The sequence below is a fragment of the Enterocloster aldenensis genome, from assembly GCF_003434055.1.
GTDB classification, from domain to species: domain Bacteria; phylum Bacillota; class Clostridia; order Lachnospirales; family Lachnospiraceae; genus Enterocloster; species Enterocloster aldenensis.
Window position 1 is genome coordinate 135,846 of sequence record NZ_QVEX01000009.1, and the last position, 23,366, is coordinate 159,211.

Here is a 23,366-nt window from a genome sequence, read left to right on the forward strand (position 1 = left end):
ACGCCACATCAGCCATTCTTAATTCCGCCCTGTATGTGCTGAATTTTTTTAGGTTAAAACACCATTCTGCAAAATCTACAGTAAAAATGTCATTATTTGTCCCATCCAATCACGAACAGCCATATAAACAGGCGCTTTTTCCTGTTTCAGATTTTAATCGAACGTAAATTTTCAATAAAAATACCTTTTCAATCCCGCTAATTTTTAGTGCTATTGACACAAAATACCCAAAAGTTTAAAATAGTCATATGTATTATATGACAAAATCATACAAATTCCCCATTCATCAATCAACAAAACACAACAAAGAAAGGCCGGACAGGAATGGACAATATCTGTACCATGCATAAAATGCACTGCTGTACAACCTGCCGTCTGAAGCTGTGGGAAACAGAGGACGGGATAAGCAGGATTACCTCGGACGGCGATATCAGCCGCGGGGATGCAGATGAATATGACTCCGGATTATATCCGGTCCAAAGAAGGGCCTGCATGAAAGGTTACAGTGAGCTGTATCACATGTACTCGCCTGACAGGATCCTCCATCCCCTGAAACAGACCGGTTCCAGGGGCGACAGACAGGGATTTCGCCCAATCAGCTGGGATGAAGCCATTGACCTGTATGAATCCTATTATGAATCCTCCCTAAAAAAGGCAGGGAGGCTAGGTTATCTGCCGGTATTGGATATTGGCGGAATCGGTTCCTTCCTTGGAACAACGCTGCGGCCCTTTGGCGCCAGTTCCTGCGGGAATGTGGACGCGGCCATCACGGCAGCTCTGGGAAAGCGGTGCCGGATCCATGCCTCCAGGCCAATGGATATGATGAATTCCAATTATATCATATTATGGAGTTCCAACCCGTGCGTCACTGTGTTCCCCATTCCCTATGTCATCCGCAAAGCCCGTGAAAAGGGAATCCCCATCACGGTGGTGGACTGCAGGTATACAGAATCAGCCGGCGCCTTTGCCACCGGGAAAAATAAGGTACCGCCCTTAATCTGCCCTTATCCCGCCACAGACGGGGCGCTGATGGCGGCAATGTCATATGTGATTTATAAAAGGAACCTTCACGACAGGGAATTCATCAGGACCAGCTGTTTTGGCTTTTATCCCAATGACACGGTCACAAGCCGTTCCAGTGAAACAAATCCTGTAACGGGCCAGGCCTATTATGGAAGGACATACCGGGTGCCGGAGGGGGAATCGTTTGAAGAGTATCTTCTGGGCCTGGAAAAAGAACATGGCGGGTATCACGGCGTGCTGGAGTGGGCTGCGGGGACCACGGGCGTGGATGCTGAGGTCATAGAGAATTTTGCCATAGAATATGCGGTCAGCAGCCCTGCATTCATCATGTCCCGTTTCCATGGCGGCGCCCAGCGGACCTACAATGGTTTTTACCATTCATGGATGATGATAGCGCTGTGCGCCATGACCGGTAACCTTCAAAGGCAGGGCGGCGGTTTCGGTGAGATGAGGGGCGACGACGGATATACCGTCAATCTCCCATCCCTTCCCGATGAGTGGGATAAGCAAGAAAAACAGCCTATTTTAATCAGCCAGTACGGGATAGACCAGGTCATCCTTACGGGCACGGACGGACGGCCCTGGCGCCAGCTGCGGGAAGATGTACAGAAAATGAATGGAATCGATATCGGAGGCGGCCTCTGCCTGGACGGAATCGTCAAGGGCGCTGCCAATGGGAACCCGTTTAACCAGCTGGCCAATATTAACAAACGCAGGCTGGCATGGCAGAAACTGGATTACGTAGTAACATATGAGCGGCACATGACAGCCACCGCGGCATGGTCCGACCTGGTGCTTCCGGTTACATTCCCATTGGAAAATGGCAAAAAATTCGATAAGAACAGCGCCTATGACTCGGACATACACGTATTGAACGGCGTACTGGAACCAGTGGGGGAAGGGATTGCGGACCCCGAAGTAAACCGGTTGATCGGCCGGCGTTTCCATCTTGAAAAACCCGCCCCGGACTATGGGGCGCTCATGAAAAGACAGTGGGACAAAGCCTGCCTGGACCCTGCTTATCAAAAAAGACATCCTGCCCCTCTCCCGGACTTTGAAACAGTGGTCCAAAACGGAGGCGCATCCTTTCCCGTGAAACCGGAGGAAGTCCCCGCGCCCCTGATGGAATATGCACCGGGAACATTTCCCACTGAAACAGGAAAAATCAATTTTTATTCGCCTTTCCTGGCCAGCAGGGACCGTACATCCCATAAGATCAACCATGCCTGTTACGTCCCCCTCCCGGATGGACGGGAATCCATACAGGCATCAGGAAGCCGTGGGGAAAAGGGGATGCGTTCCCCATCCGGCAGACGGTATCCGCTGCAGTTCATCACACCCCATGCACCGGGCAGGGCCAATTCTGATTATGGCAATACACAGGTACTTAAGGAGCTTCACCCCCACATGATGCAGATCCATCCCGAGGACGCGGCGCCCAGGAACATACATGAAAATGACCTGGTATATGTTTACACCGACTTTGGATGTATACGCATCCGCGCACATATCACCCGTTCCCAACTTCCGGGAGTCATAGCCATAGAGCAGGGAACATGGTATGAGCCAGGGGGCGAACAATACAGAGCCTTTTTTGACGCAGGGGAAGGGAAGGCATACCACTGGACACCGGTTGACTACGGGGGCTGTGCCAATACATTGCTGGAGGACGTCAAGCCGGGAATCTTTGATCCCTTCATAGATTGTATGGGGTTCCATGCAGGAGGAAGCGCCTGCGAGGTTTCCAGAACCCTGCCGGATTGGGGGGATTGATATGGGGCAATGGGGGTTCTGGTTTGACCAGCAGGATTGTATTAATTGCCATACATGCGAAATTGCCTGCAAGGTATGGAATGAGCAGAAACGGGGAGATGCCCGCCTGTATCCCTTACGTGAGCTGACCGGAGGGACCGCAGGAGAAAACGCTGTTGAAAGAAACTATTATATGAAGGAACGTCTGCGACGGTCCTGGTATGAGGAAAGGGGAAATAAACCGCCGGATTTAATGAGATATAACATGAATATTTCATGTAACCATTGCAGTAAGCCAGCCTGTATTGATGCATGTCCCACAGGACGCATATACAAGGAGGATACATATGGGATAGTCCTGGCCAATGAAGAAATTCCATGTATCTCATGTGGAAGATGTCAGAAGGCCTGTCCCTGGGAAGCTCCGCAGTTTTACACCATACTGAAAGAACGGCCGGTTATGGTAAAGTGTGATTTATGCATGGAGCGCATTGTAACGGGTTTAAAACCCGCCTGTGTGGCGGCATGCCCCATGAGGGCGCTGGAAGCAGGGGAATTAAAGGGACTAAAGGAGCGTCATTCAGAAGATTATACCGAACAGGCAATTGGTTTCGAGCGGGGAAATACCGATCCTAATATCATATTCAGGAAACGCGGAAATACTTTCTAAGGAAGTATTCTATTTCATCTGCAAAAAACCATAAAACAACGATGGAATTGAGGTAGATGAAGTGGAAAGGTTAAAGGAAACATGGAGGGTCAGGAAAGGCAGCTGCCTTCTGACCGTGGCAGCGGTTTATTGGGGAATCACCACGGTCCTGATGAAGCATATTTTATTTTACATGAACTCCCCCACCTATCTGATGCTGCGTTTCTTAAGCGCCGCCATACTGGTGCTGGCAGTATATGGAAAACGTCTGGCAGGCATCAGCCTGCGGACGTTCATGCAGGGATTGGTGCTGGGCATCCTGTTGGTTGTACCGATGGAACTTACCGTGCTGGGACTGAACTACACATCCGCGTCTAATTCCGTATTCATATCCCAGATGTCAATCGTGTTTGTACCGGTCTGCATTTCATTGCTGAATAAAAAGGTGCCGTCAAAAAACCTGCTGCTGTCAATCCTGATTACCTTAACCGGGCTGTATGTGTTTTCCCATGGCAATGGCGGTTCCTTTAATATAGGGGACGGCATCACCTTCTGTTCTGCATTGTTAAACACAGCCTGTATCATGACCATGAATCATTTTGTCAGGGACGGGGACGCAGAGCTGCTTGGGGCGCTGCAGATAGTGATTGCGGCAATCCTCAGCCTGGCCGCGGGAATATTCCTGTATGAAACACCTGTGTTATGCCGGACATCCATCCTTATCATCATCCTGACCGGGGTAATCGGCACAGGGATAGCTTATATCGTCCAGGCAGTGGGACAAAAATACAGCCGTGCGGTCACCGTCCCTTTCATCCAGATGCTGACCCCTGTCTTCGGAATGATCGGGGCTGCCCTGATACCGGACCACAATCAGGCCACGGAACTGATTACGTTCCATAAATCCATGGGAAGCATCATCATTCTCTTTGGGCTGGCCTGGTACATGCTGTTTGAGAACAAAATTGATACATATAAAAAATTTACGCCCTTAGAGGCAAGGAGGAAGCATGAAGAAAATTATACCCTTTAACCAATGGTACTATAAAGAGGAATTCCGCGAAAGCGATGCAGGGGACAGCAGCCTGGAGGGAATGACGGCTGTCACGGTTCCCCATGCCAACAAGGAAATCCCATTCAATTATTTTGATGAGGGCTGTTATCAGTTCGTATCCTGCTATAAAAAACAGTTTAGCTGGAAACCGGCTGAGGGCCAGAGGGTATTCATCCGGTTCGGCGCCATTGCCAATTATGGCGAGGTCTTTCTTAACGGGCAGCGCCTGGGCGAACACAAGGGCGCATACACTGCCTTTGAACTGGAACTGACAGACGCGCTCCGGGATGGTGAAAACTGGCTTACCGTCAAAGTGGATTCAACGGAGCGGGAGGATATACCTCCCTTTGGATACCTGGTGGATTATCTGGGTTATGGCGGCATCTACAGGGAAGTGGAGCTGATTGTCTCAGACACGGTATATGTGGAAGCCATGCACGTGGCTCCTGTGGACGTGCTTTCAGACAATATCCGGGCAGATGTAAAAGTCTTCCTCAACTCCGCCGCAGACCGTCCTGATGTCAGGGCAGGTCTCCGGCTTCTGGATAATGGCCAGCCCGTCCATGAATCGGAGTCCACTGTTGATATAAAAACCGGAAAACAGGTTCTTGAATTTTCCACAGGCCCCTTAAAAAACATCACATTATGGGATACGCAAAACCCGCACCTGTATGAAATGGAACTGATGCTGGGAGACACCCTCATCACGGAGCGTTTTGGCTTCAGGGACATATCGTTTAAGCCGGAAGGATTCTGCCTCAACGGAAATAAGATAAAGCTGGTTGGGTTGAACCGCCATCAGTCCTATCCTTATGTGGGCTATGCCATGCCGAAAAGGGCCCAGAGAAAGGACGCCGATATCCTGAAAGATGAAATCGGGGTCAATATTGTCCGGACAAGCCATTATCCGCAGTCCTCCCATTTCCTGGACCGCTGCGATGAAATCGGTCTTCTTGTCTTCGAGGAAATCCCAGGATGGCAGTACATCGGGGATGATGCATGGAAAGACCTCTGCGTCAAGAACGTCCATGACATGATCATGGAAGGATTTAACCATCCGTCCATCATTCTGTGGGGCGTAAGGATCAACGAATCCCAGAATGATTTTGAACTTTACGAGAGGACCAACAGACAGGCCCATGACATGGATGCCACCCGGCCCACAGGAGGGGTCAAATACATAGAGCGGGCGGATTTCCAGGAAGACGTCTATGTGATGAATGAATTCCAGACAGGCCATTCCCAGAGACGCCACAGGGACCAGAATATATCAACCGGTCTGAATTATGACGTGCCCTTCCTGATTTCAGAGTTTACCGGCGCCTTCCATCCCACCAAACGCTGGGATGACACAAGCCACCGGGTGGACATGGCGCTGCGTCATGCATGGGCCCATGATGAGGTTGCGCTGGATGACCGCATCTGCGGGGCAATCGGCTGGTGTGCCTTTGACTATAACACCCATTACCAGTTCGGCCCCGGCGACCGGGTATGTTATCACGGCGTATCCGACATGTTCCGCATTGCCAAGAAATGGACCGCGGCTGTTTACCAGAGCCAGAAAGATCCGTCCGAAGGCGTTGTCATGGTTCCCGCAACCTTGTGGGTAAACGGCGACATTGACGAATGCGGATTCCTTCCAATGTACGTATTTACCAACTGCGATTATGTGGAATTTTATTATGGGGACAAACTGGCAAGGCGCCTGTTCCCCCACCGCAGGCAGTTTGCAGGTTTAAAGCATGCCCCCATGTACATGGACCGGATACAGAACAATATCTGGGATGAATGGGGCTGGGAGGACGCCACCTTTGTGGGCTACGTGGACGGAAAGCCGGCCATCACAAAAAAATTCGCCAAGAACCCGATTCCGCATCAGCTTTCATGCACCGCAGACGATACGGTGCTGAAGGCCCAGAAAGAGGACGAACCGTATGACGTGACAAGGGTCGTGTTCGAAGCCCTTGACCAATACGGAAACAGCCTGGATTATATGATGGACAGCATTGAGTTTGCCATAGAGGGCCCGGCTGAAATCATTGGGCCGGCCTCAACCACCATGCAGGGCGGATGCATTGCGGCCTGGATCAGGACCACCGGGGTGCCCGGCCAGGTAACCCTTTGGGCCAGGACATCTAAATTAGAATCCAATAAGGTAACTATAAGGATTGAATAAACACACAGGAGGATGAACGTATGAAAAAAACAAAAAGACTGGCAGCAGCACTGTTAACCATCATGGCCGTTTCCACGGCATGTGTGGCTCCGCCCAAGGAAGAGGCGCCCGCAGCACCGGCGGCAGGCACCACCCAAGGAGCCGATTCCGGTACTTCCCAAAGCCAGGAAACCGGATCACCGGAGGAACTGACCATCTGGGCATGGGACCAGAACTTCAACATCGCGGCAATGAATACAGCGGCTGAATATTACCGCAAGGCCGGGCATCCTGACTTTAACCTGAACATCATTGAAGTGGAAGAAAACGCAGTGGAAACAAAATCCATTACAGCATTCACCTCAGGCGTTTCAGAAGGCATGCCTGATATCCTGCTCATGGGCGACTACAGCGCACAAAGCTTCCTGAACAATTATAAAGGCAAATACGCCGACCTGACGGACGCCATTGATTTCAGCCAGTTTGCCCAGTATAAGGTCAATGCCTATACCGTGGACGGCAAGGTTTACGGGGTACCCTTTGACAGCGGCAGCGCAGGGCTCTATTACAGGAAGGATTATCTGGAGCAGGCCGGCTTCACGGAAGAGGACATGAAGGACCTGACCTGGAGTGAATTCATAGAAATCGGCAAAAAAGTAAAGGAAGCCACCGGGAAATACTTTGTGGTATTCACTCCATACAAAGGAACCCACTATATCCAGATTGCCCTCCAGTCTGCCGGGGAATGGCTGACCAAGGAGGACGGAAGCGCCAACTTTACGGACAGCGCGGTTGTCCGTGAAATGATGGGCGTGTTAAAGGAACTCTACAAGGCCGATTTAATCATGCCTGTGGATTATTGGTCAGCTGAGGGAATCGGCGGCGTGCAGAAAGGCGACGTGGCAGCACATATTTCTGCGGTGTGGTACATACCAACCCTGACAAGCGTACCTGAAATGAAGGGCAAATGGGGTTATACCAACATTCCTGTGCTGGAAACAGTGGACAATGCAACCAAGTATTCCAACATCGGCGGCTCCAGCTGGGTGGTGCTGGAGGAAAGCAAGAACAAGGACCTGGCAATTGATTTCCTTAAAACTGTTTATGCGGGAAATATAGACTTCTACCAGCAGATCCTGAAGGAGCAGGGCGCGGTTGCAACCTATCTCCCATCCCTTGACGGCAGCGCATACGAAGAAGGCAGTGATTTCTTTGACGGCGCAAAGATATATAAGGACTTTGCCGACTGGGGCGAACTGGTGCCCAGCGTGGATTACGGCATGTATACCAACGAGACCAGCGATGCCCTGCGCACTGTGACCCAGGATTACTTTGACGACAAACTGACACTGGATGAGGCTTTGGAAAAAGCAGAGAAAACATTTGACATGCAGGTTGGCAATTAGGATTCGCTGCCTGCAGCAGTAACCAGACATACATACCGGTGCCGCCGGGCGGCACCAGACCATACCGGAGGGTCCATCTCTCCGGTATCATGACTTTGGAGGGCGGCAGATGAAGAAGGCAAAGAGTATACATCCAAGTGGGAAATGGTTCCGGTTTTCCGGGACAAGCATCATGTTTTCCCTTATATTCATGGTTTATCCTGTATTATATTCCATCTATATTTCCACACATAATTATAAGGGCCTGGACAGTACCTTTATCGGTCTGGGGAATTTTGCCCGTCTGATGAAGGACACCATATTCTGGCAGGCATTGCTCCATAATTTCCTGTTCCTCCTGATCCAGGTCCCCATCATGCTGATTCTGGGCTTATTGTTTGCGAATCTCCTCAATTCTAAGGAAATCCGCTTTAAGGGCTTCTTCAGGCTGGCGCTGTTCCTGCCGTGTGTCACTTCGCTGGTAGCCTATTCATTGGTATTTAAAATGCTGTTCCAGATTGACGGCCTGGTCAACCACTTCCTCATGGCCGTGCACCTGATTGCATCCCCCATTAACTGGCTGAACAATTCCTTTTGGGCAAAGGTCTCAATCATCATTGCCCTGTGTTGGAGATGGACCGGTTATAATATGATGTTTTATATATCCGGCATGCAGAATATCCCCTATACAACAATCGAGGCTGCCCGCATCGACGGGGCCACGCGCCTGCAGGAATTCTTCTATGTGGTCATACCGCAGTTAAAGGAAGTCATATTATTCACATCCATCACCTCAACCATCGGCACAATCCAGCTGTTTGACGAGGTGGTGAACATCACGGCCGGGGGGCCGTCCAATGCAACCATGACCGCCTCCCAATACATTTATAACCATTCCTTTGTCTATTCGGCAAACTTCGGATATTCGGCAGCCCTTTCATGGGTCGTGGTACTGATTGTGGCCGCATTGTCCATGCTGCAGTTTGCAGTGACCAGGGAAAAGAAAGGAAAGGTGGGCTGAATATGACTCATAGGACAATACGTAAAGCAGCATCTTATACAATCTTAATCATCGCGGCCTTTGTATCCATATTTCCTTTTTACTGGATTCTGGCCGGCGCTACCAATACATCCAACGAACTGGCTCAGGGAAAGCTCACCATCGGGCCATACTTCCTTGTTAATATGTGGAACCTTTTCCACAAATACAAGGTTGTGGAGGCTCTTTCCAACTCAATCAAAATCGCCCTCATAACCGTTGTGTTCTCCCTTCTGGCCACTTCACTGGCAGCATATGGTTTTGAGAAATTCCGCACCAAATGGTCAGAACGGATTTATTCCATCTATCTACTGGCCATGATGATTCCTTTTTCAGCCATGATGATACCGCTGTTTAAGATGATGGCAGCCCTAAAACTGGTCAACACCTCCACAGCGGTAATCCTGCCCGCCATAAGCTCTGTGTTCCTGATTTTCTTTTTCCGCCAGAACTTCAAGGCGTTTCCGGATGACGTGCTGGAAGCAGCCAAGATTGACGGCGCCGGGGACACTTACATATTCTTTAAAATAGTGATGCCCAACATGAAATCCACTTATGCGGCCGCTGCCATCTATGCATTCATGACCTCATGGAATAATTATCTGTGGCCCCTTGTGGTACTCCAGTCCCCGGAAAAAAAGACCATGACCCTCCTCATATCCGACCTGGCCGCTGAGTATTATGTGGTGGACTATTCGGTACAGATGGCCGGGATATTAATTGCCATACTTCCCATGACCATTGTCTTTTTCGTGATGCAGAAGAGTTTTGTGGAAGGACTGACAGGTTCTGTGAAAGGATAACCATCCCCATTGTAAAACATGTCAGGGTGTGTTAAATTATTAAATAACCTAACACATATGAAGGAGAATCACCAATGGCCAAGAAAACCGCCCGGGGAACCCGGGGCAAGATTGTAGGCGCTGCGTGGAAGCTGTTCTACGAACAGGGATACGAGGATACCACGGTAGAGGAAATCATTGAACTGTCCCACACATCCAAGGGCTCCTTTTACCACTATTTTGATGGCAAGGATGCCCTCCTGAGCACCTTAAGCCTGTTATTTGATGAAAAATATGAAGAGCTTACCGATATCCTGGCAGAAAAACCGGAGATGACCGCCATGGACAGGCTGCTGTTCCTTAACAGCGAGCTGTTCGGGATGATTGAGAACAGTATATCCATGGATCTGCTGGCCCGGCTTCTGTCCACCCAGCTGGTCACTGCCGGCGAAAAGCATCTGCTGGACCATAACCGTACCTATTACAAGCTCCTGCGCAAGATCATTGCCCACGGACAGGACAGCGGCGAATTAAGCTCTGGCTCCAGCGTCAGCGAAATGGTGAAGCTGTATGCATTATCGGAACGCGCAATCCTCTATGACTGGTGCCTGTGCGGCGGGGAATACCCCCTTAGGAGGTACAGCGTATCGGTCATGCCCGGATTCCTGAGCAGTTTCCTGGAACACCGGGAAGGCGCTTTATAAGAGGGAGGTCTTAAGGCCAAAGTTGGCCGGGAAAATAAATTCTATTTTTTGAATGTATATTATTTGATATGACGTACAGTCAATATTCCCTTAATTCATAAGCATTTTTTGATGTATATAATTTTTTCGTCTAGTATTCAGTCTATACTTTGTTCTGTATTGCGTTCTCCTATGCCTCATGTTATAATGTGCACATTATGGCTATTTCTATTCTCCCCGGGCTGACAGGTTCCGGGGAACTGTGTGTAATGGCCAGTACGATACAGCGCCATGCCATTCATATGTATCGTGCACATATTATGAATATGCAGATATATCATGCATATATCGAAGATGCAGCGCACATATGACGCATGTACTGTGATTGATTGCAAAACAGGAGGGAAAACATGAGTACAGGACAAATAGGAATCCTGGCAGCCATCATCCTATATCTGGCAGCCATGGTCTACGTAGGATTTTATTTCAGCAAAAAAGGCGGCGGGGATTCAGCCGATGAATTTTATCTGGGGGGCCGCAAGCTGGGAGCCCTGGTAACGGCCATGAGCGCCGAGGCATCGGACATGAGCAGCTGGCTGCTTATGGGGCTTCCGGGCGTGGCATACCTTACAGGCATCGCCGACGCGGGCTGGACCGCCATCGGGCTTGCGGTTGGTACATACCTGAACTGGCTGATTGTGGCAAAGCGGCTGCGCCGTTATTCCGTGGCTTGTGACGCCATCACGATTCCGGATTTCTTTTCCAGGCGCTACAGGGATGAGAAAAACATACTGATGTGCATTGCCGCCCTTGTCATCCTTATCTTCTTCATCCCATACACGGCTTCAGGATTTAAGGCGGTGGGAACCTTGTTCAACAGCCTGTTCGGCGTAAACTACCACGTGGCCATGATTGTGGGCGCTGTTGTCATCATCGGCTACACGGTCCTGGGCGGATTCATGGCTGTCTCCACCACGGACCTGATTCAGAGCATAGTCATGAGCATTGCCTTGGTCATCATTGTATTCTTTGGGGTCAGCGTTGCCGGGGGCTGGGATGCGGTGGCGGACAATGCCCGTTCCCTCACAGGATACCTGAGCATGACCCATATCCACAACATGGCCGACAATACAGCCTCACCCTATGGATTCATCACCATACTGTCTACCCTGGCCTGGGGGCTGGGATATTTCGGGATGCCTCATATCCTTCTGCGCTTCATGGCAATCAGCCATGAGGATAAGCTTAAGACATCGCGGCGCATTGCCTCGGTCTGGGTGGTCATCTCCATGTTTGTGGCAATCCTGATTGGAATCATCGGCTACAGCGCTTCCGTTGCAGGCAGCATCCCCGCCTTTTCCTCCAGCTCCGAGTCAGAGACCGTCATCATCCGTCTGGCCGACCTGCTGGGCCGCCATGGACTACTGTTATCCATCGTGGCAGGAGTTGTCCTGGCCGGAATCCTGGCATGTACCATGTCCACGGCTGATTCCCAGCTGCTGACCGCTGCGTCCGGGGTATCCCAGAACCTGCTTCAGGATTTCCTGAAAATCAGGATGGATACCAAAACATCCATGCTGGCCGCCCGTCTTACGGTTGTGGGGATTGCGCTGGTAGGCATTATACTGGCATGGAATCCCGACAGTTCCGTGTTCACCATTGTATCCTTTGCCTGGGCCGGCTTTGGCGCCTCCTTTGGCCCGGTGATGCTGTTCGCCCTGTTCTGGAGGCGCAGCAACCTTAAGGGCGCCCTGGCCGGCATGGTTTCCGGCGGTATCATGGTATTTGTATGGAAATACGGCGTACGTCCCCTTGGCGGCGCCTGGAACATCTACGAACTGCTTCCCGCGTTCCTGGTGGCCTGCGCAGCCATTGTGATTGTCTCCCTGGCAACCGCTGCGCCGTCGGAGGAAATCTGCCGGGAGTTTGATTCGGTGGGGAAATAAGATTTAAGAAAGAGACACGCAAATACCGCCATGCGGGCGGTTTGCGTGTCTCTCTTCATGTCCGGACCGCGCCTGGAATTTTCCTGACCCGGTCCAGTGTTCTTTCTTAACCAGCTTAATCTTCCTGTTTACTGCAGATTGCCAGCCTGTGCTGGTATTTTTCCCTGGTAGCCAGCCCTCCCCGGATATGGCGCTCGGACTTGTTTACGTCCAGTACAATCCTTGCCTGGGCAGCCAGCCCCGGATTGATGTGTTCCAGCCTGTCAGTTACATCCTTATGTACCGTGGATTTGCTTATCCCGAATTTCTTCGCCGTCTGCCTTACCGTGGCATTGTGGTCTATGATGTAATTGGCGATGGCTACCGCACGTTCTTCAATATACTCCTTCAAAGTGAGTCTCCTGAGGATTTTTTTACATCATATGCGGAAAATCCTGGGATTAGCACAACCTCGTACTGTTTCTAAAGATAATTTTTATATCCGGCTTTGTATTTACGGCAAACTCCCTGTCCCTTTTATCCGGTCCGTCAAAATAGCGCATTGGTCCAGGCAGTCCGCCTCCTCCCACACTAAAACCCGGCTTTCATCAACTCATCCATCATGGCCCTGCGTCTCTTGTAAAGCGTCCTCCACTCCTGCGCAAGCTGCCCGGCTGCTTTCGCTCCCTGGGGGTAAGATGCAATCTTCTTCAGATATTTCATCAGTTCTTTATAGCGCGTCCTGTCACATGCGGATTCGGCCTGTTGTCTGGCAAAGGCAACATAGGCAGACCTCATCCTGTCCGGGTATGTCCTTTTCAGTATTTTTTCATATCGGTCCATGGTATATGCGGAGCCGCTGTTTATTACTTCTTCCAGAAGCCGGTCATACATTTTTTCGGATTCCAGCAAAGACAGTTTAATCCCCTGGAGGGTTGGGCCTGACAGCAGTTTCTCCCGGTTCTGTTCCCACTCGCTTTGTCCGCAGACAGCCTTTAATCTGTTGGTGAAATCCAGGCTGTCCTGTCTGCAGGAAAAGACCTGGAACATCAATTCTTCCTTATATTCCTTGTCCATATGCAGTCTGCCGTACAGTTCAATCAGTTTCCGGCTGTGTTCCCTGACCCAGGCCCGGGAGGACTGGTCCAGTTCCTTGCTTTCCTTCAGGACACGGATTGCATCCTTGTATTTTCCGTACTGGATGCACTCTTCTGTCTCCAGCATCCTTACTGCCGTAAATCTGCGGTTTTTCTCCCGGTACTGCCGTATCTCCTCCGCTGAGGCCCCCAGTTCCCTCATAATCTGAAGCCTTTTCAGGATACGGTTTTCAGGTCCATACCGTATGCTGTAGTAGTTACCGCAGTCCGTACTGTCCCTGCTTGTTTCTATCTGCCGGTCCAATGCCTCCATTGTCTTTTGCAGAAGCTCCTTGTCATGAAGCTCATTCATAAGGAACTCGCTGATATATTCCTCCATATAATCAGTTGCAGTGCTGTCGGTCTGATGTCCCTTAAACCAGTCACGTATCTTATCCTTATCCTGGCCGCTGCATTTTTCCAGAATCTGCTTCCAGTATTCATAGCAGACTTCCGCCAGCATGCCTGTACCGCCGTCTGAATCATCCATATCCTGGTTTCCGATGGTGATGAATACCTGGTTTGTAAGTTCAAATGCCTGCATCCAGCAGCCTTTGTCAATCATGGCCTGTACCTTGTCATGGAGAAATGCTTCCATCCCCCATATGTAACTGCCTGCATTTGCCCAGTCCACATAACCGCTTCTGTCCGAGTATCTGTTAGCAATGTTATCTATCTCTTTTTTCAATGATGCCATCTGACTACTGCTTATGGCCGGGGAATATTGTATCAGGATCCTGTTTCTCAGCTTTTCATCTTCCCAGGCCATGGATTCCAGAAGATTCCTCAGTTCCTGTTCCGGAATCCCATTTATCACCTCCTTAAGTTCCTGTCTGGAATCCCGGACGGTTCCTTCACAGGCCCCATGGGACATTTCCAGACCTCCCCCTTCTTCTGCCTCATATAAAACCGCGGCCATATGCTTGCAGTATTTCCCGTCCCCCGCATAGGGGCAGGTGCACCTCATGTCGAGAATCCGGTTGTCCTTTATCTCTATTTCCACCTCATAGTCTTCGGTCCCCTCCACCAGGGCGCGGTATCCTCCCTCTGTCCGCGACAGTTCTGTTACGGCCCCCGATTCATAGTAACCCATGCCGCGGACCAGGATACGGGGGCTGAATAAGCTTTCCCAATCTAACCTTTCCCAATCCTGGCTTTCTAAATCCTGGCTTTTCAAATCATCCATACAATCGTCCCTCCTTACCTGCCGTCCCGAGCGCGTCTGAAAATTGTCTTTTGCCATCTAACTATAAGTATACATGATTTTTATATCATGACAATGAAAAGCTGCCGGAAGGGGATGCCGACATGTCCTTGTCAGCCTGACAGGGGGCATATCATACTTTTCCGGCAGCTTTTTTAGTTTCTTATTCAATTGTACAGGTATGTCACTGAAGGCCGCCCATCAATATCCCAACCGCCTCCTTAAGTGTGTCCGCCTCACCCACATTTCCTGGGAAAATGATGTAGGGAATGCCTGGGAAACGGCTTTCCTCCCCGGTCTTCCACACCGGTATGCCGGGCCGTATCTGCCCCAGCACAGTAGCTTTTTTTACCTGAAGCGCCTTGGTTCCAACATCGCTGGATGTGATTCCTCCCTTTGCCATCACAAATGCAGGCGCCACCTTTAACCGTCCCACCAGGGACTGGACCGCGTCAGATATTTTCACGGACCGTACAAGGGCCGCCTCAGGGCTGTCATTATCCAGGGAAAGCAGCTTCCGCTTCGTATACACCGCAACCGTGACACCGCGCCCCAGCAGTTCCTCTTCCTGCCGGATGACCCTCTCCACTTCCTCCCGGAACCTATCCTCATCCAGCACAAGGTCAGAATCAAACTCAATGAATTCAATTCCCGGAACCTGCTTTAATGCCTCCAGCTGGCTGGTGGTCTTTTTCGTGTGGGAGCCAACCACGATGATTCCGCCTGTGTTGCAGCTGCTCCCAATCATTTCAGACCTGCCTAAAAGAGGGCGTTCACTGACAGCGCCGAATTCCTTTACAAAACCGGCGGCCGTGCGGAACATGAACCGTTTTCCCTGTCCCATGGCATTGTATAGGGCAATACAGAAAACTTTCAGGTCGCATGCATCCACTGCATTGACCACCAGCTTCCCAAAACCGTGAAGCCCCATAAGTTTTTCCGTGATTCCTGCATAATCCGCACCGCGCAGTTCCTCCACTGACACGTATGCCACATCTTCCGCCTTATACCTGCCCCCGGTCTTTTCCTCCACGTATTCCCTTAAATCCGATGAATGATATCCAAAGGTCCTGTCCCCTGCAAATTCAGTCTCTCCTGCCGGAACCAGCTGTTCTCCATATTTGACATAATGTACATTGTCAATGGTGAAACGGCCGCCCTCTTTAAAATAGGGACATATAATCTCACCGTCCACCGGCTTTCCCCGGTATGTTTCCTCTGCCTGGGCAAGGAGCTCTGTTTCCAATGGGTAATGTCCCCTCAGGGTAGAATCCCCTCTGCTGACAATCACATAATCAATCCCCGTCTCCTCAGACACCCTCGCCACATTTTCCCCAATCTCCAGATGGGCCCTGGTGGTCTGCTCCACAGTGAACCCCCTGGAATTGGTCAGTATGTAAAAGAGCTTGTTATCTTCTTCAAAGCCTTTTTTTATGCTTTCATAGGACCAGTCCGTATACACGGAAACATCATGGACTGTCTGCACTCCGGTCGGATCATCGTCCAATACCACAATCTTATGTCCGTCCTCCCGGCATTTTTCTTTCAGTAACGCCTGTATGGCCCGGCAATCTGCCTGGGGATACCGGTTCAGCACAGCTGCATCTAACATAGTTATCCTCCCTTTCTTCGGCCCAAACCCATCATCTCCCTATACGGAAGAAGTTCCTTGCTTCCTTCGGCGTCATGGGTTCTTTGTCCATGGCGCGGAGCATGTTCACGGTCTTTTCAACAAGGGGGGCGTTGGAAAGCGCCTGGGTCTGGGAATCCAGATACCTGCTGTCTTCAAAGCCAATCCTCACGGTCCTGGCGCCCATGCCCACAGCGCCTGCCAGAAGGGAGAAATCCGTCCTGCGGGCCTGGGTGATACCCCAGACAGTCCCGGCCGGAATCATCTGGATCATGGCTGCCAGGGCCTGGGGCGTGGCAGGAGCCTCGCCTTCATGTCCCAGCACAATGCTGAACAGCACAGGGTCCGCGAATTCATATTTCTTCATCAGCTGTTCCATGGCCCAGGTGTGGCCAATCTCAAATGTCTCCACCTCCGGTGTCTTCTTCTGCTTCAGCATTTCCCTGATACAGTATTCCACATCATCAATAGGGTTGCAGTAAACAGACCTGCCCAGGTTGGTGGATCCCACGTTCAGGGAACAGGCTTCCACAAGATCAGAATAAAGGGGCGCACACCGCTCCTCTATGGTCAGGTTGGAGACCCCTCCTGTGGACACCTCTATGACAATATCCGAATCTCTCCGTATCATGGCCAGCGTCTCCTCCAGCAGCGTCATGTCAGGCGTCAGGTTCCCCTCCCTGTCCCTTACATGCAGATGCACCATGGCCGCCCCTGCTTTATAACAATCATATACATCCTCTGCAATCTTCTCCGGTATGATTACCTTGTCCGTGGCCGCCACCGGCGCAACGGAAACAAGGACTTTATTTCCCATATCTGTCATGGTTCAATCTCCTCTTCCATCTAATTTTCCAATACAAGGTATGTCTTCCAATACAACGGCGCGTATGCCATACATCCACGCCATCCGCCCATCCTATGCATACAGTACCTGGGCAATCAGCACCAGGGGCATGCCGCCTGTCTGGGCAATCCCATGGGTATCCCCAGGCTGTGCCGCAATGATATCACCGGCTTCCAGATACTGCTCCTCCCCGTTAATGGTATGCACTGCCTTTCCGCTGATAATCACCATGGTCTCCATTTCTCCCTCATGTCTGTGCATTCCAATGGATACGCCCGGATTTAAGGTATGGCGCACATAAGCCCTGCCCTTTCCCAGCATTTCCTCTGGCCCATGAAGCAGTTTTTCCATTTTCACGGTTCCCTGTCCCCCCATGCAGTTCTCAATGGGGCTGACTTCCAAATCACTCTTTTTCCTGTATATCATATCCTGCCTCCGGCTTCATTTTTCTCTTATTTTCCATGCCTCTAACTAAAAAGGCGGCTGCCGCATCATCGACTCCCGTGACATCTCCCTGTCCAGTCACAGTCATCCTGCAGCAACCACCCTCTGCTTATACTACTACTCACCCTTTACTTTTGCCCAGTACTGGTAATGCTCTTCCACGGTTGCATAGATTCCCGCGGCATCCCTGTCCTGCAGAAGCTTCACAATCCTGCGGTGCATGTCCAGGAAATTCTCCGCCTCCCCGGCCTCGAATATCTGGTCAATGGTCGCCATCCGGGAACGGCGTGTAATCTTGTCCACATAATTGCAGATGGACTGAAGCATCACATTCTCCGTAATTCCCACAATGGCCATATGGAACTGCACATCCGCCTCAAACAGGTTCTTCACCTGGGGCGTATCCGCATTGGCCTGGCGTTCCAGCTCCTCCATGGCATGTTCAATGGCTTCCATCTGGGATTTCTCCAGCTCCCTGGACTTTAATTTGTCCACAGCCAGTTGGAGAAGCCCCACATCAATCACCTTGCGCAGTTCCACAATCTGTTTTGTGGAATCCTTCTGTAAAATGATTCCGTAAAGCACGGGATAAATCATCTTACTGTCATATTCCTGGCTTACAAAGGTGCCTTCCGCCCTCTTGATATGTACCACGCCGTAAGCCTCAAGGACCTTGATGGCCTCCCTGACCGAATTCCTGCCCACTCCCATGGACTCTGACAATTCAGCCTCTGTGGGAATCTTATCCCCTGGGTTAAGTTCTCCATTTATGATAGCATTGGTTATGTTGTCTACAATCTTATTTACAATTGACTGTCCTCCGACAGATTCCTTTAAAAAACTGGTTTTCTCCATGCTGAACCTCCTCATGTACTTACCCATAAGTATACATCATATGTTGGTTCAGCGCAATCTTGTGTTAACCCTGCGTTAATATTCTGCTGATGTATCCAGTGCTTATGCAGGGATCAGGCAGAGCGACAGGGCCGGTATGTATGTGATGGCAAACAGTGCGACCAGAGACATAAGAAGCAGCGGCACCATCTTCCGGCATATAACCTCAAACTTCACCTTTCCAATGTCAGCAGCCACATACAGGTTTGGTCCGACAGGCGGCGTTACCTGGCCAATGGACAGGTTCAGCACCAGTATGACACCCAGCTGGATCATGTTGATATCCAGGGCCTTGGCAATGGGCATGATGATGGGGACCAGGATGTAAAGGGCGCTGGTGTTGTCCATGACACAGCCTGCGCACAGGAATACAATGTTGATGATGAACAGCATGATGTACTTGTTGTCCGTAAGGGCCAGGGCCATTTCCGTAAGGGATGCGGCGATTCCCTGCTGGGTCAGCACCCAGGAGAAAATGCCTGCGTTCATAATAATCAACAGAATCATGCCTGTTGTCTTGGCGGTTGAGAACAAAGTCTCCTTTAATTCCTTAAGACGCAGCTCCTTATAGACAAAGATGCCAACAATCAGGCTGTATACAACAGCCACGGCAGCTGCCTCAGTGGGTGTGAAAAGCCCTGAATAGATGCCGCCCAGAACAATAACCGGGCTTAACAGGCCCCAGACCGTATCCAGGAACAGTTTTCCGATTTCCTTTGCAGACGCCCTCTTGGTATCCCCCTTCCATCCATGCTTCTTGGACTGGGTGAATACCATGATGCAGAGCACAAAGGCGAATATGAGGCCCGGGACAATACCGGACAGAAACAAATCTCCTATGGACTCCCCGGTAATCATGCCATAGATGATAAACGTGATACTTGGCGGGATAACGGTTCCCAGGGAGCCGGATATGGCGGAAAGGGCGCTGGAAAAGCCCGGGTCATATCCCTGTTTCACCATGGCGGGAATCAGGATGGATCCCATGGCTGCAACGGTTGCTGTGCCGGAACCGGATATGGCTGCAAAAAACAGGGCTGCCACAACCGCCACGTATCCAAGACCTCCGTAAACTGGTCCGATGATACTGTCCGCCAGGTTAATCAGGCGTTTGGAAATGCCGCCTTTATCCATGATAGCACCTGCCAGCACAAAGAGGGGGATGGTGAGAAGGGAAAACTTCTGGACCGTTGCCTGCATCATGGAGGGGATAACGCCCAGGGGCGCCCCTGAAAACAGGAGGGTAAGGGCGCTGGAAACTCCCAGCACAATGGCTATGGGGATACCAAAGCCAATCATCAGTGCCATGGAACCAAAAAGAATCGCTGCTGACATATTAATTCCCCTCCTTTGCTAATCTGACTTCGTACTGTACCATGCGGATGATGGAAAATACTCCGGATAAGGGGATGGCAATCCCAATGGTCCACTGAGGCATTTCCAGAACGCCGGTAAGCAGGTTGTAATGGTACTGTCTGTAAACCATCTGGATGCCCCATATGATCCAAATCCCGTAGTTTGCCGAGCACAGTAAGAGCCTGCTCATACGGTAGACCTTGCGGGCCGTACCTGTAAACATATCTGTCAGGTAGTTGAAACCCATATGTGAATCCGTCTTGAACACGCTTGCCGCCGCCAGGCAGCACACCCACACAAACATGGTTGTCACCAGTTCCTGGGTAAACGACATGTTAAACCATGATATTTTCCTGGAAAATACATTCATGAATGTGACAAGGGTCATGACCAGCAGTGCGGCCGAACACAGATATTCCTCAAAGTTCTCCCAGAAATCCTTTAAAAAGCCTTTTTCCTTCATACCGTTCTCCTCCTGTTATTCTTTGTAACCGCCGGTGAACAGATCAATTACATCCTGTCCCACTGACCGGGCATAATCATCATAAATCCCGGCGCAGGCTTTCTGGAACTCGGCCTTCTGCCCGTCCGTCAGATCTGTAATGGTTGTCCCGCCGTCCCTCAGTTTCTGGATAATGGCCTCCTCATTGTCAGCCAGGTAATCATTGCCCCAGTCCAGCGCCTCTGACGCACACTCCTTTACAAGGGCCTGGTCCTCAGGTGACAGCTTCTTCATGGTTTTCTGGCTCATGACCCAGATAGTGGTGTCCCGGACACCGTCCCACAGGGTAACATATTGCTGGACCTCTGCAAACTTGGAAGAATCAAACACCGCAATGGGGTTCTCCTGTCCGTCAATGGTCTTTTGCTGAAGGGAGGTATATACCTCTGAGAAGTCCATGGCCGTGGGGTTTGCGCCAAAATAATTCCTGTACAGGTCAATGAAAATGTTGGCACCCGGCACCCGGATGTTCATGCCCTTTAAATCCTCTGGTTTTGTAATTTCCTTCTTACTGTTGGATATCTGCCTGGAACCTGCGTTGTTAATGCCTAACATTTCCATCTCCAGGTCATTGCACCATCTGTTCACAACATCGTGCACCTTGTCACTGTGGCAGAATGCCAGCAGGTCATCCGAGTTGGGGAACAGGAACGGAAGCCAGAAGGAATAAAACTTTTTATCGTAATTGGCGATGTTTGGCGGGGCACAGGAATGGATGTCAATGTTGCCTGCCTGGACCAGTTCGATGGCTTTGGTCAGGTCTCCGCCGGAAAGGCCGCAGTTGGAATATATATTAACCTTGATCCTCCCGCCGCTCCTTTCCTCCACCAGCCGTTTAAACTCCTGGGCAGTCAGATCGCTGATGGACCCGGGGCTCTGTGTATGGGTAAAATGAAGTTCAACCTTCTTATCACCGGCAGACCCGCAGGCTGTCATGGATAATACCATGGATGCGGCGCATATGGCTGCAGCTGCCTTTTTAAACCTTTTAAACATACTTCCCTCTCCTTTCGTTACAAGCGCATAGAGACTTCTCACAGTAATCCGTTTCCTACAGTAATCCCTTTTTCACAAGCGCACCCTTTAATGCAGCTGCCCCGAATCTTGGACTGGATAACACTACTTTACCATACTTTTCATGAATATACCCTTCACAATATGCCATGGAACCCTGGGCAAATAGAATTACATCCACCTGGTCTGCCAGCTTTTCGGCATACCCGCTCATCAGGCCCTTAAACTGTTCCTGGTCAAGGCCAAATGCCCCATCCACCAGCGCATCAACCAATTCCACCTGGCGGTTCATTTCCCTGGCAACCCTTGCTATGGTATTCTTAGTGGGATTCAGTGTAGTGGGAAGGGTGGCCATAACGCCTATGCGCCTGCCCTGCCTAACTGCTTCCCTGCACATCTCCTCATCCACCCGGACAATCGGGATACCTGTATATCTTCCAATCTCCTGAGCGGCATCAGCCACTTCGCCTACTGAGGAGCAAAGGTTTAAGATTGCATCCGCGCCCTCCGACACAGCCTTCATATACATTCCCACCAGCCTGGCCGCTGCCGGAGCAGTCACATAACCGGCATCCCTGACCTCTGCCAGAATGGAGGGATCCTCATAACTCACTACCTCCGTGTCCGACGGAAGCACTGCCCCTACCTCCTTCTCAACCAGTTCAATCAGCTCCGGTGTGGTACTTGTGTAAACCAATGCTACTTTCATGATAATCCTCCTTCTATCTGTCCATATGTTCCTCTTATATATCCTACATCCTATGTTCTATGTTTATGTCAATAATATACTACATCCTACGTTGGTTGTAAATCGTGAACTTGCACATCATTGAATAAAAATTTTGTGCAGTTTTTCCAACTGAAGTACAAGGCATCCCATTGACTTCTTATACCATTTGTGCTACGCTAAAAACAGCAAATGAATAAGTTCTTCGGGGCAGGGTGTGATTCCCTACCGGCGGTATAGTCCGCGACCCGCTTAGGCGGCTGATTTGGTGTGATTCCAAAACCGACAGTATAGTCTGGATGAGAGAAGGCGATTTAATTCATATGGATAATGAACCACATGCCGTTATTTATATTGAATTGTTAATGAATCCCAAGCCCCTATGGCTCTGGGATTTTTTAATGTGGAAAACGTGTCTGTGAAGTTTTATACCAAAGATTTTTCAAAAAGTTTTTCCAAAGGACTTGTTTCATTGCAAAAACATGCTTTAGGGCTCATGAAGGCCCTGATATCTAAGGAGGTTTATGTTATGAAATCAAAGTGGAGTATTCAGAAGCTTATTTACACCGGCATGCTGGCCGCCATTGCCGGCGCCCTTATGTCACTGGAATTTTCAGTTCCCATGATGCCGCCGTTTTACAAAGTAGATTTCAGCGACGTCCCATCCATCATGGCCCTGTTCCTGTTCGGGCCGGCATCTGCTGCCTGGGTGGAAATCATCAAAATACTCATCAAGCTGATTACCGTGGGAACCAATTCCATGTACGTGGGCGAACTGTCCAACCTGATTGGCGTGGCCCTGTTCGTCATCCCCTTATGGATTGTATACAATAAAATGGGCAAAAACCGCCGGGCAGCCATCACCGGCCTGACCGTAAGCATTGCCATACGGACTGCTTTTGCATGTTTCTGCAACGCCTTCATCACCCTGCCCTTATACGCAAAAGCCATGGGCGTGTCCCTGGACAGCGTGGTTTCCATGGTTGCTTCCGTGAACCCTGCCATCACCAGCCTGACCACCTTCATCGTCATGGCCACCATACCTTTCAATATCCTGAAACTGGGCCTTAATTATTTTGTGGGATACCTCCTGTTTAACCGGCTGACGGCTGCTTATCCGTCATTGAAACCTGCAAGGCAGCATTAAGGGAGGCCAGCCGGCAAA

The 23,366-nt window shown here is 50.4% G+C and carries 20 protein-coding genes and 1 riboswitch; of the genes, 10 read left to right on the plus strand and 10 right to left on the minus strand.

Features of this window, described 5'->3' with window-relative positions:
• Nucleotides 1-342: 342 nt before the first annotated feature.
• The 9 genes from DWX59_RS17980 to DWX59_RS18020 all read left to right on the plus strand — a co-directional run bounded on the left by DWX59_RS17980 (nucleotide 343) and on the right by DWX59_RS18020 (nucleotide 12,468).
• Nucleotides 343-2,796 carry a molybdopterin-containing oxidoreductase family protein gene (locus DWX59_RS17980; RefSeq protein ID WP_207660442.1) on the plus strand — a complete coding sequence of 818 codons (2,454 nt, stop codon included), beginning with the start codon at nucleotides 343-345 and terminating at the stop codon, nucleotides 2,794-2,796.
• 244 nt (nucleotides 2,797-3,040) lie between these two features.
• Nucleotides 3,041-3,445 carry a 4Fe-4S dicluster domain-containing protein gene (locus DWX59_RS30055; protein ID WP_166460257.1) on the plus strand — a complete coding sequence of 135 codons (405 nt, stop codon included), beginning with the start codon at nucleotides 3,041-3,043 and terminating at the stop codon, nucleotides 3,443-3,445.
• 61 nt (nucleotides 3,446-3,506) lie between these two features.
• Nucleotides 3,507-4,457: a DMT family transporter gene (locus DWX59_RS17990; protein WP_117560590.1), complete on the plus strand. Its 951-nt coding sequence runs from the start codon at nucleotides 3,507-3,509 to the stop codon at nucleotides 4,455-4,457.
• Nucleotides 4,435-6,654 carry a glycoside hydrolase family 2 protein gene (locus DWX59_RS17995; protein ID WP_117560591.1) on the plus strand — a complete coding sequence of 740 codons (2,220 nt, stop codon included), beginning with the start codon at nucleotides 4,435-4,437 and terminating at the stop codon, nucleotides 6,652-6,654. The genes DWX59_RS17990 and DWX59_RS17995 overlap by 23 nt, the downstream gene beginning before the upstream one ends.
• Before the next feature lie 20 nt (nucleotides 6,655-6,674).
• Nucleotides 6,675-8,039, plus strand: a complete 1,365-nt coding sequence (locus DWX59_RS18000; protein WP_227116796.1) for an ABC transporter substrate-binding protein — start codon at nucleotides 6,675-6,677, stop codon at nucleotides 8,037-8,039.
• A gap of 109 nt (nucleotides 8,040-8,148) precedes the next feature.
• Nucleotides 8,149-9,039: a carbohydrate ABC transporter permease gene (locus DWX59_RS18005; protein ID WP_117560592.1), complete on the plus strand. Its 891-nt coding sequence runs from the start codon at nucleotides 8,149-8,151 to the stop codon at nucleotides 9,037-9,039.
• A gap of 2 nt (nucleotides 9,040-9,041) precedes the next feature.
• Nucleotides 9,042-9,860 (plus strand): carbohydrate ABC transporter permease, encoded by an 819-nt coding sequence (locus DWX59_RS18010; protein WP_117560593.1) that lies wholly within the window; start codon nucleotides 9,042-9,044, stop codon nucleotides 9,858-9,860.
• Between the two features lie 74 nt (nucleotides 9,861-9,934).
• Nucleotides 9,935-10,543 carry a TetR/AcrR family transcriptional regulator gene (locus DWX59_RS18015; protein WP_117560594.1) on the plus strand — a complete coding sequence of 203 codons (609 nt, stop codon included), beginning with the start codon at nucleotides 9,935-9,937 and terminating at the stop codon, nucleotides 10,541-10,543.
• A 389-nt stretch (nucleotides 10,544-10,932) separates the two neighbouring features.
• Nucleotides 10,933-12,468, plus strand: a complete 1,536-nt coding sequence (locus tag DWX59_RS18020) for a sodium/proline symporter (protein WP_117560595.1) — start codon at nucleotides 10,933-10,935, stop codon at nucleotides 12,466-12,468.
• Nucleotides 12,469-12,583: 115 nt separating this feature from the next.
• Here DWX59_RS18020 and spoIIID read toward each other — a convergent pair whose 3' ends face one another.
• The 10 genes from spoIIID to DWX59_RS18070 all read right to left on the minus strand — a co-directional run bounded on the left by spoIIID (nucleotide 12,584) and on the right by DWX59_RS18070 (nucleotide 22,183).
• Nucleotides 12,584-12,859, minus strand: coding sequence for a sporulation transcriptional regulator SpoIIID (gene spoIIID / locus DWX59_RS18025; RefSeq protein ID WP_008724393.1), 276 nt, complete (start codon nucleotides 12,857-12,859; stop codon nucleotides 12,584-12,586).
• A 179-nt stretch (nucleotides 12,860-13,038) separates the two neighbouring features.
• On the minus strand, nucleotides 13,039-14,769 hold the full coding sequence (locus DWX59_RS18030; RefSeq protein WP_166460258.1) for an SWIM zinc finger family protein: 1,731 nt from the start codon (nucleotides 14,767-14,769) through the stop codon (nucleotides 13,039-13,041).
• Between the two features lie 202 nt (nucleotides 14,770-14,971).
• Nucleotides 14,972-16,399 (minus strand): four-carbon acid sugar kinase family protein, encoded by a 1,428-nt coding sequence (locus tag DWX59_RS18035; protein WP_117560597.1) that lies wholly within the window; start codon nucleotides 16,397-16,399, stop codon nucleotides 14,972-14,974.
• A 31-nt stretch (nucleotides 16,400-16,430) separates the two neighbouring features.
• A complete protein-coding gene (locus DWX59_RS18040) occupies nucleotides 16,431-17,243 on the minus strand; it encodes a beta-keto acid cleavage family enzyme (protein ID WP_117560598.1) in 813 nt (270 codons plus the stop codon).
• A 93-nt stretch (nucleotides 17,244-17,336) separates the two neighbouring features.
• A complete protein-coding gene (locus DWX59_RS18045; protein ID WP_117560599.1) occupies nucleotides 17,337-17,690 on the minus strand; it encodes a cupin domain-containing protein in 354 nt (117 codons plus the stop codon).
• A gap of 135 nt (nucleotides 17,691-17,825) precedes the next feature.
• Entirely contained in the window at nucleotides 17,826-18,563 is a 738-nt protein-coding gene (locus tag DWX59_RS18050) for a FadR/GntR family transcriptional regulator (RefSeq protein ID WP_117560600.1), read from the minus strand.
• Between the two features lie 102 nt (nucleotides 18,564-18,665).
• Entirely contained in the window at nucleotides 18,666-19,937 is a 1,272-nt protein-coding gene (locus DWX59_RS18055; RefSeq protein WP_117560601.1) for a TRAP transporter large permease, read from the minus strand.
• Between the two features lies 1 nt (nucleotide 19,938).
• Nucleotides 19,939-20,421 (minus strand): TRAP transporter small permease, encoded by a 483-nt coding sequence (locus DWX59_RS18060; RefSeq protein WP_117560602.1) that lies wholly within the window; start codon nucleotides 20,419-20,421, stop codon nucleotides 19,939-19,941.
• Between the two features lie 15 nt (nucleotides 20,422-20,436).
• Nucleotides 20,437-21,456, minus strand: coding sequence for a DctP family TRAP transporter solute-binding subunit (locus DWX59_RS18065; RefSeq protein ID WP_117560603.1), 1,020 nt, complete (start codon nucleotides 21,454-21,456; stop codon nucleotides 20,437-20,439).
• Between the two features lie 55 nt (nucleotides 21,457-21,511).
• Nucleotides 21,512-22,183: an aspartate/glutamate racemase family protein gene (locus tag DWX59_RS18070; protein ID WP_117560604.1), complete on the minus strand. Its 672-nt coding sequence runs from the start codon at nucleotides 22,181-22,183 to the stop codon at nucleotides 21,512-21,514.
• 215 nt (nucleotides 22,184-22,398) lie between these two features.
• Nucleotides 22,399-22,516: riboswitch (FMN riboswitch) on the plus strand.
• Between the two features lie 214 nt (nucleotides 22,517-22,730).
• On the opposite strand from DWX59_RS18070, the gene DWX59_RS18075 reads away from it, so the two are divergent.
• The gene (locus tag DWX59_RS18075) at nucleotides 22,731-23,348 is read left to right on the plus strand and encodes an ECF transporter S component (RefSeq protein ID WP_117560633.1); all 618 of its coding nucleotides are present in this window, start codon (nucleotides 22,731-22,733) and stop codon (nucleotides 23,346-23,348) included.
• Nucleotides 23,349-23,366 lie beyond the last annotated feature (18 nt).

Coding starts and splice junctions, on each gene's coding strand:
- DWX59_RS18075 (WP_117560633.1), top strand. CDS start 22,731: ATGAAATCAAAGTGGAGTATTCAGAAGCTTATTTACACCGGCATGCTG.
- DWX59_RS17980 (WP_207660442.1), top strand. CDS start 343: ATGCATAAAATGCACTGCTGTACAACCTGCCGTCTGAAGCTGTGGGAA.
- DWX59_RS18005 (WP_117560592.1), top strand. CDS start 8,149: ATGAAGAAGGCAAAGAGTATACATCCAAGTGGGAAATGGTTCCGGTTT.
- DWX59_RS18020 (WP_117560595.1), top strand. CDS start 10,933: ATGAGTACAGGACAAATAGGAATCCTGGCAGCCATCATCCTATATCTG.
- DWX59_RS18055 (WP_117560601.1), bottom strand. CDS start 19,937: ATGTCAGCAGCGATTCTTTTTGGTTCCATGGCACTGATGATTGGCTTT.
- DWX59_RS30055 (WP_166460257.1), top strand. CDS start 3,041: ATGAATATTTCATGTAACCATTGCAGTAAGCCAGCCTGTATTGATGCA.
- DWX59_RS18015 (WP_117560594.1), top strand. CDS start 9,935: ATGGCCAAGAAAACCGCCCGGGGAACCCGGGGCAAGATTGTAGGCGCT.
- DWX59_RS18070 (WP_117560604.1), bottom strand. CDS start 22,183: ATGAAAGTAGCATTGGTTTACACAAGTACCACACCGGAGCTGATTGAA.
- DWX59_RS18065 (WP_117560603.1), bottom strand. CDS start 21,456: ATGTTTAAAAGGTTTAAAAAGGCAGCTGCAGCCATATGCGCCGCATCC.
- DWX59_RS18050 (WP_117560600.1), bottom strand. CDS start 18,563: ATGGAGAAAACCAGTTTTTTAAAGGAATCTGTCGGAGGACAGTCAATT.
- DWX59_RS18030 (WP_166460258.1), bottom strand. CDS start 14,769: ATGGATGATTTGAAAAGCCAGGATTTAGAAAGCCAGGATTGGGAAAGG.
- DWX59_RS18040 (WP_117560598.1), bottom strand. CDS start 17,243: ATGACAGATATGGGAAATAAAGTCCTTGTTTCCGTTGCGCCGGTGGCG.
- DWX59_RS17995 (WP_117560591.1), top strand. CDS start 4,435: ATGAAGAAAATTATACCCTTTAACCAATGGTACTATAAAGAGGAATTC.
- DWX59_RS18035 (WP_117560597.1), bottom strand. CDS start 16,399: ATGTTAGATGCAGCTGTGCTGAACCGGTATCCCCAGGCAGATTGCCGG.
- DWX59_RS18010 (WP_117560593.1), top strand. CDS start 9,042: ATGACTCATAGGACAATACGTAAAGCAGCATCTTATACAATCTTAATC.
- DWX59_RS18000 (WP_227116796.1), top strand. CDS start 6,675: ATGAAAAAAACAAAAAGACTGGCAGCAGCACTGTTAACCATCATGGCC.
- DWX59_RS18045 (WP_117560599.1), bottom strand. CDS start 17,690: ATGATATACAGGAAAAAGAGTGATTTGGAAGTCAGCCCCATTGAGAAC.
- DWX59_RS18060 (WP_117560602.1), bottom strand. CDS start 20,421: ATGAAGGAAAAAGGCTTTTTAAAGGATTTCTGGGAGAACTTTGAGGAA.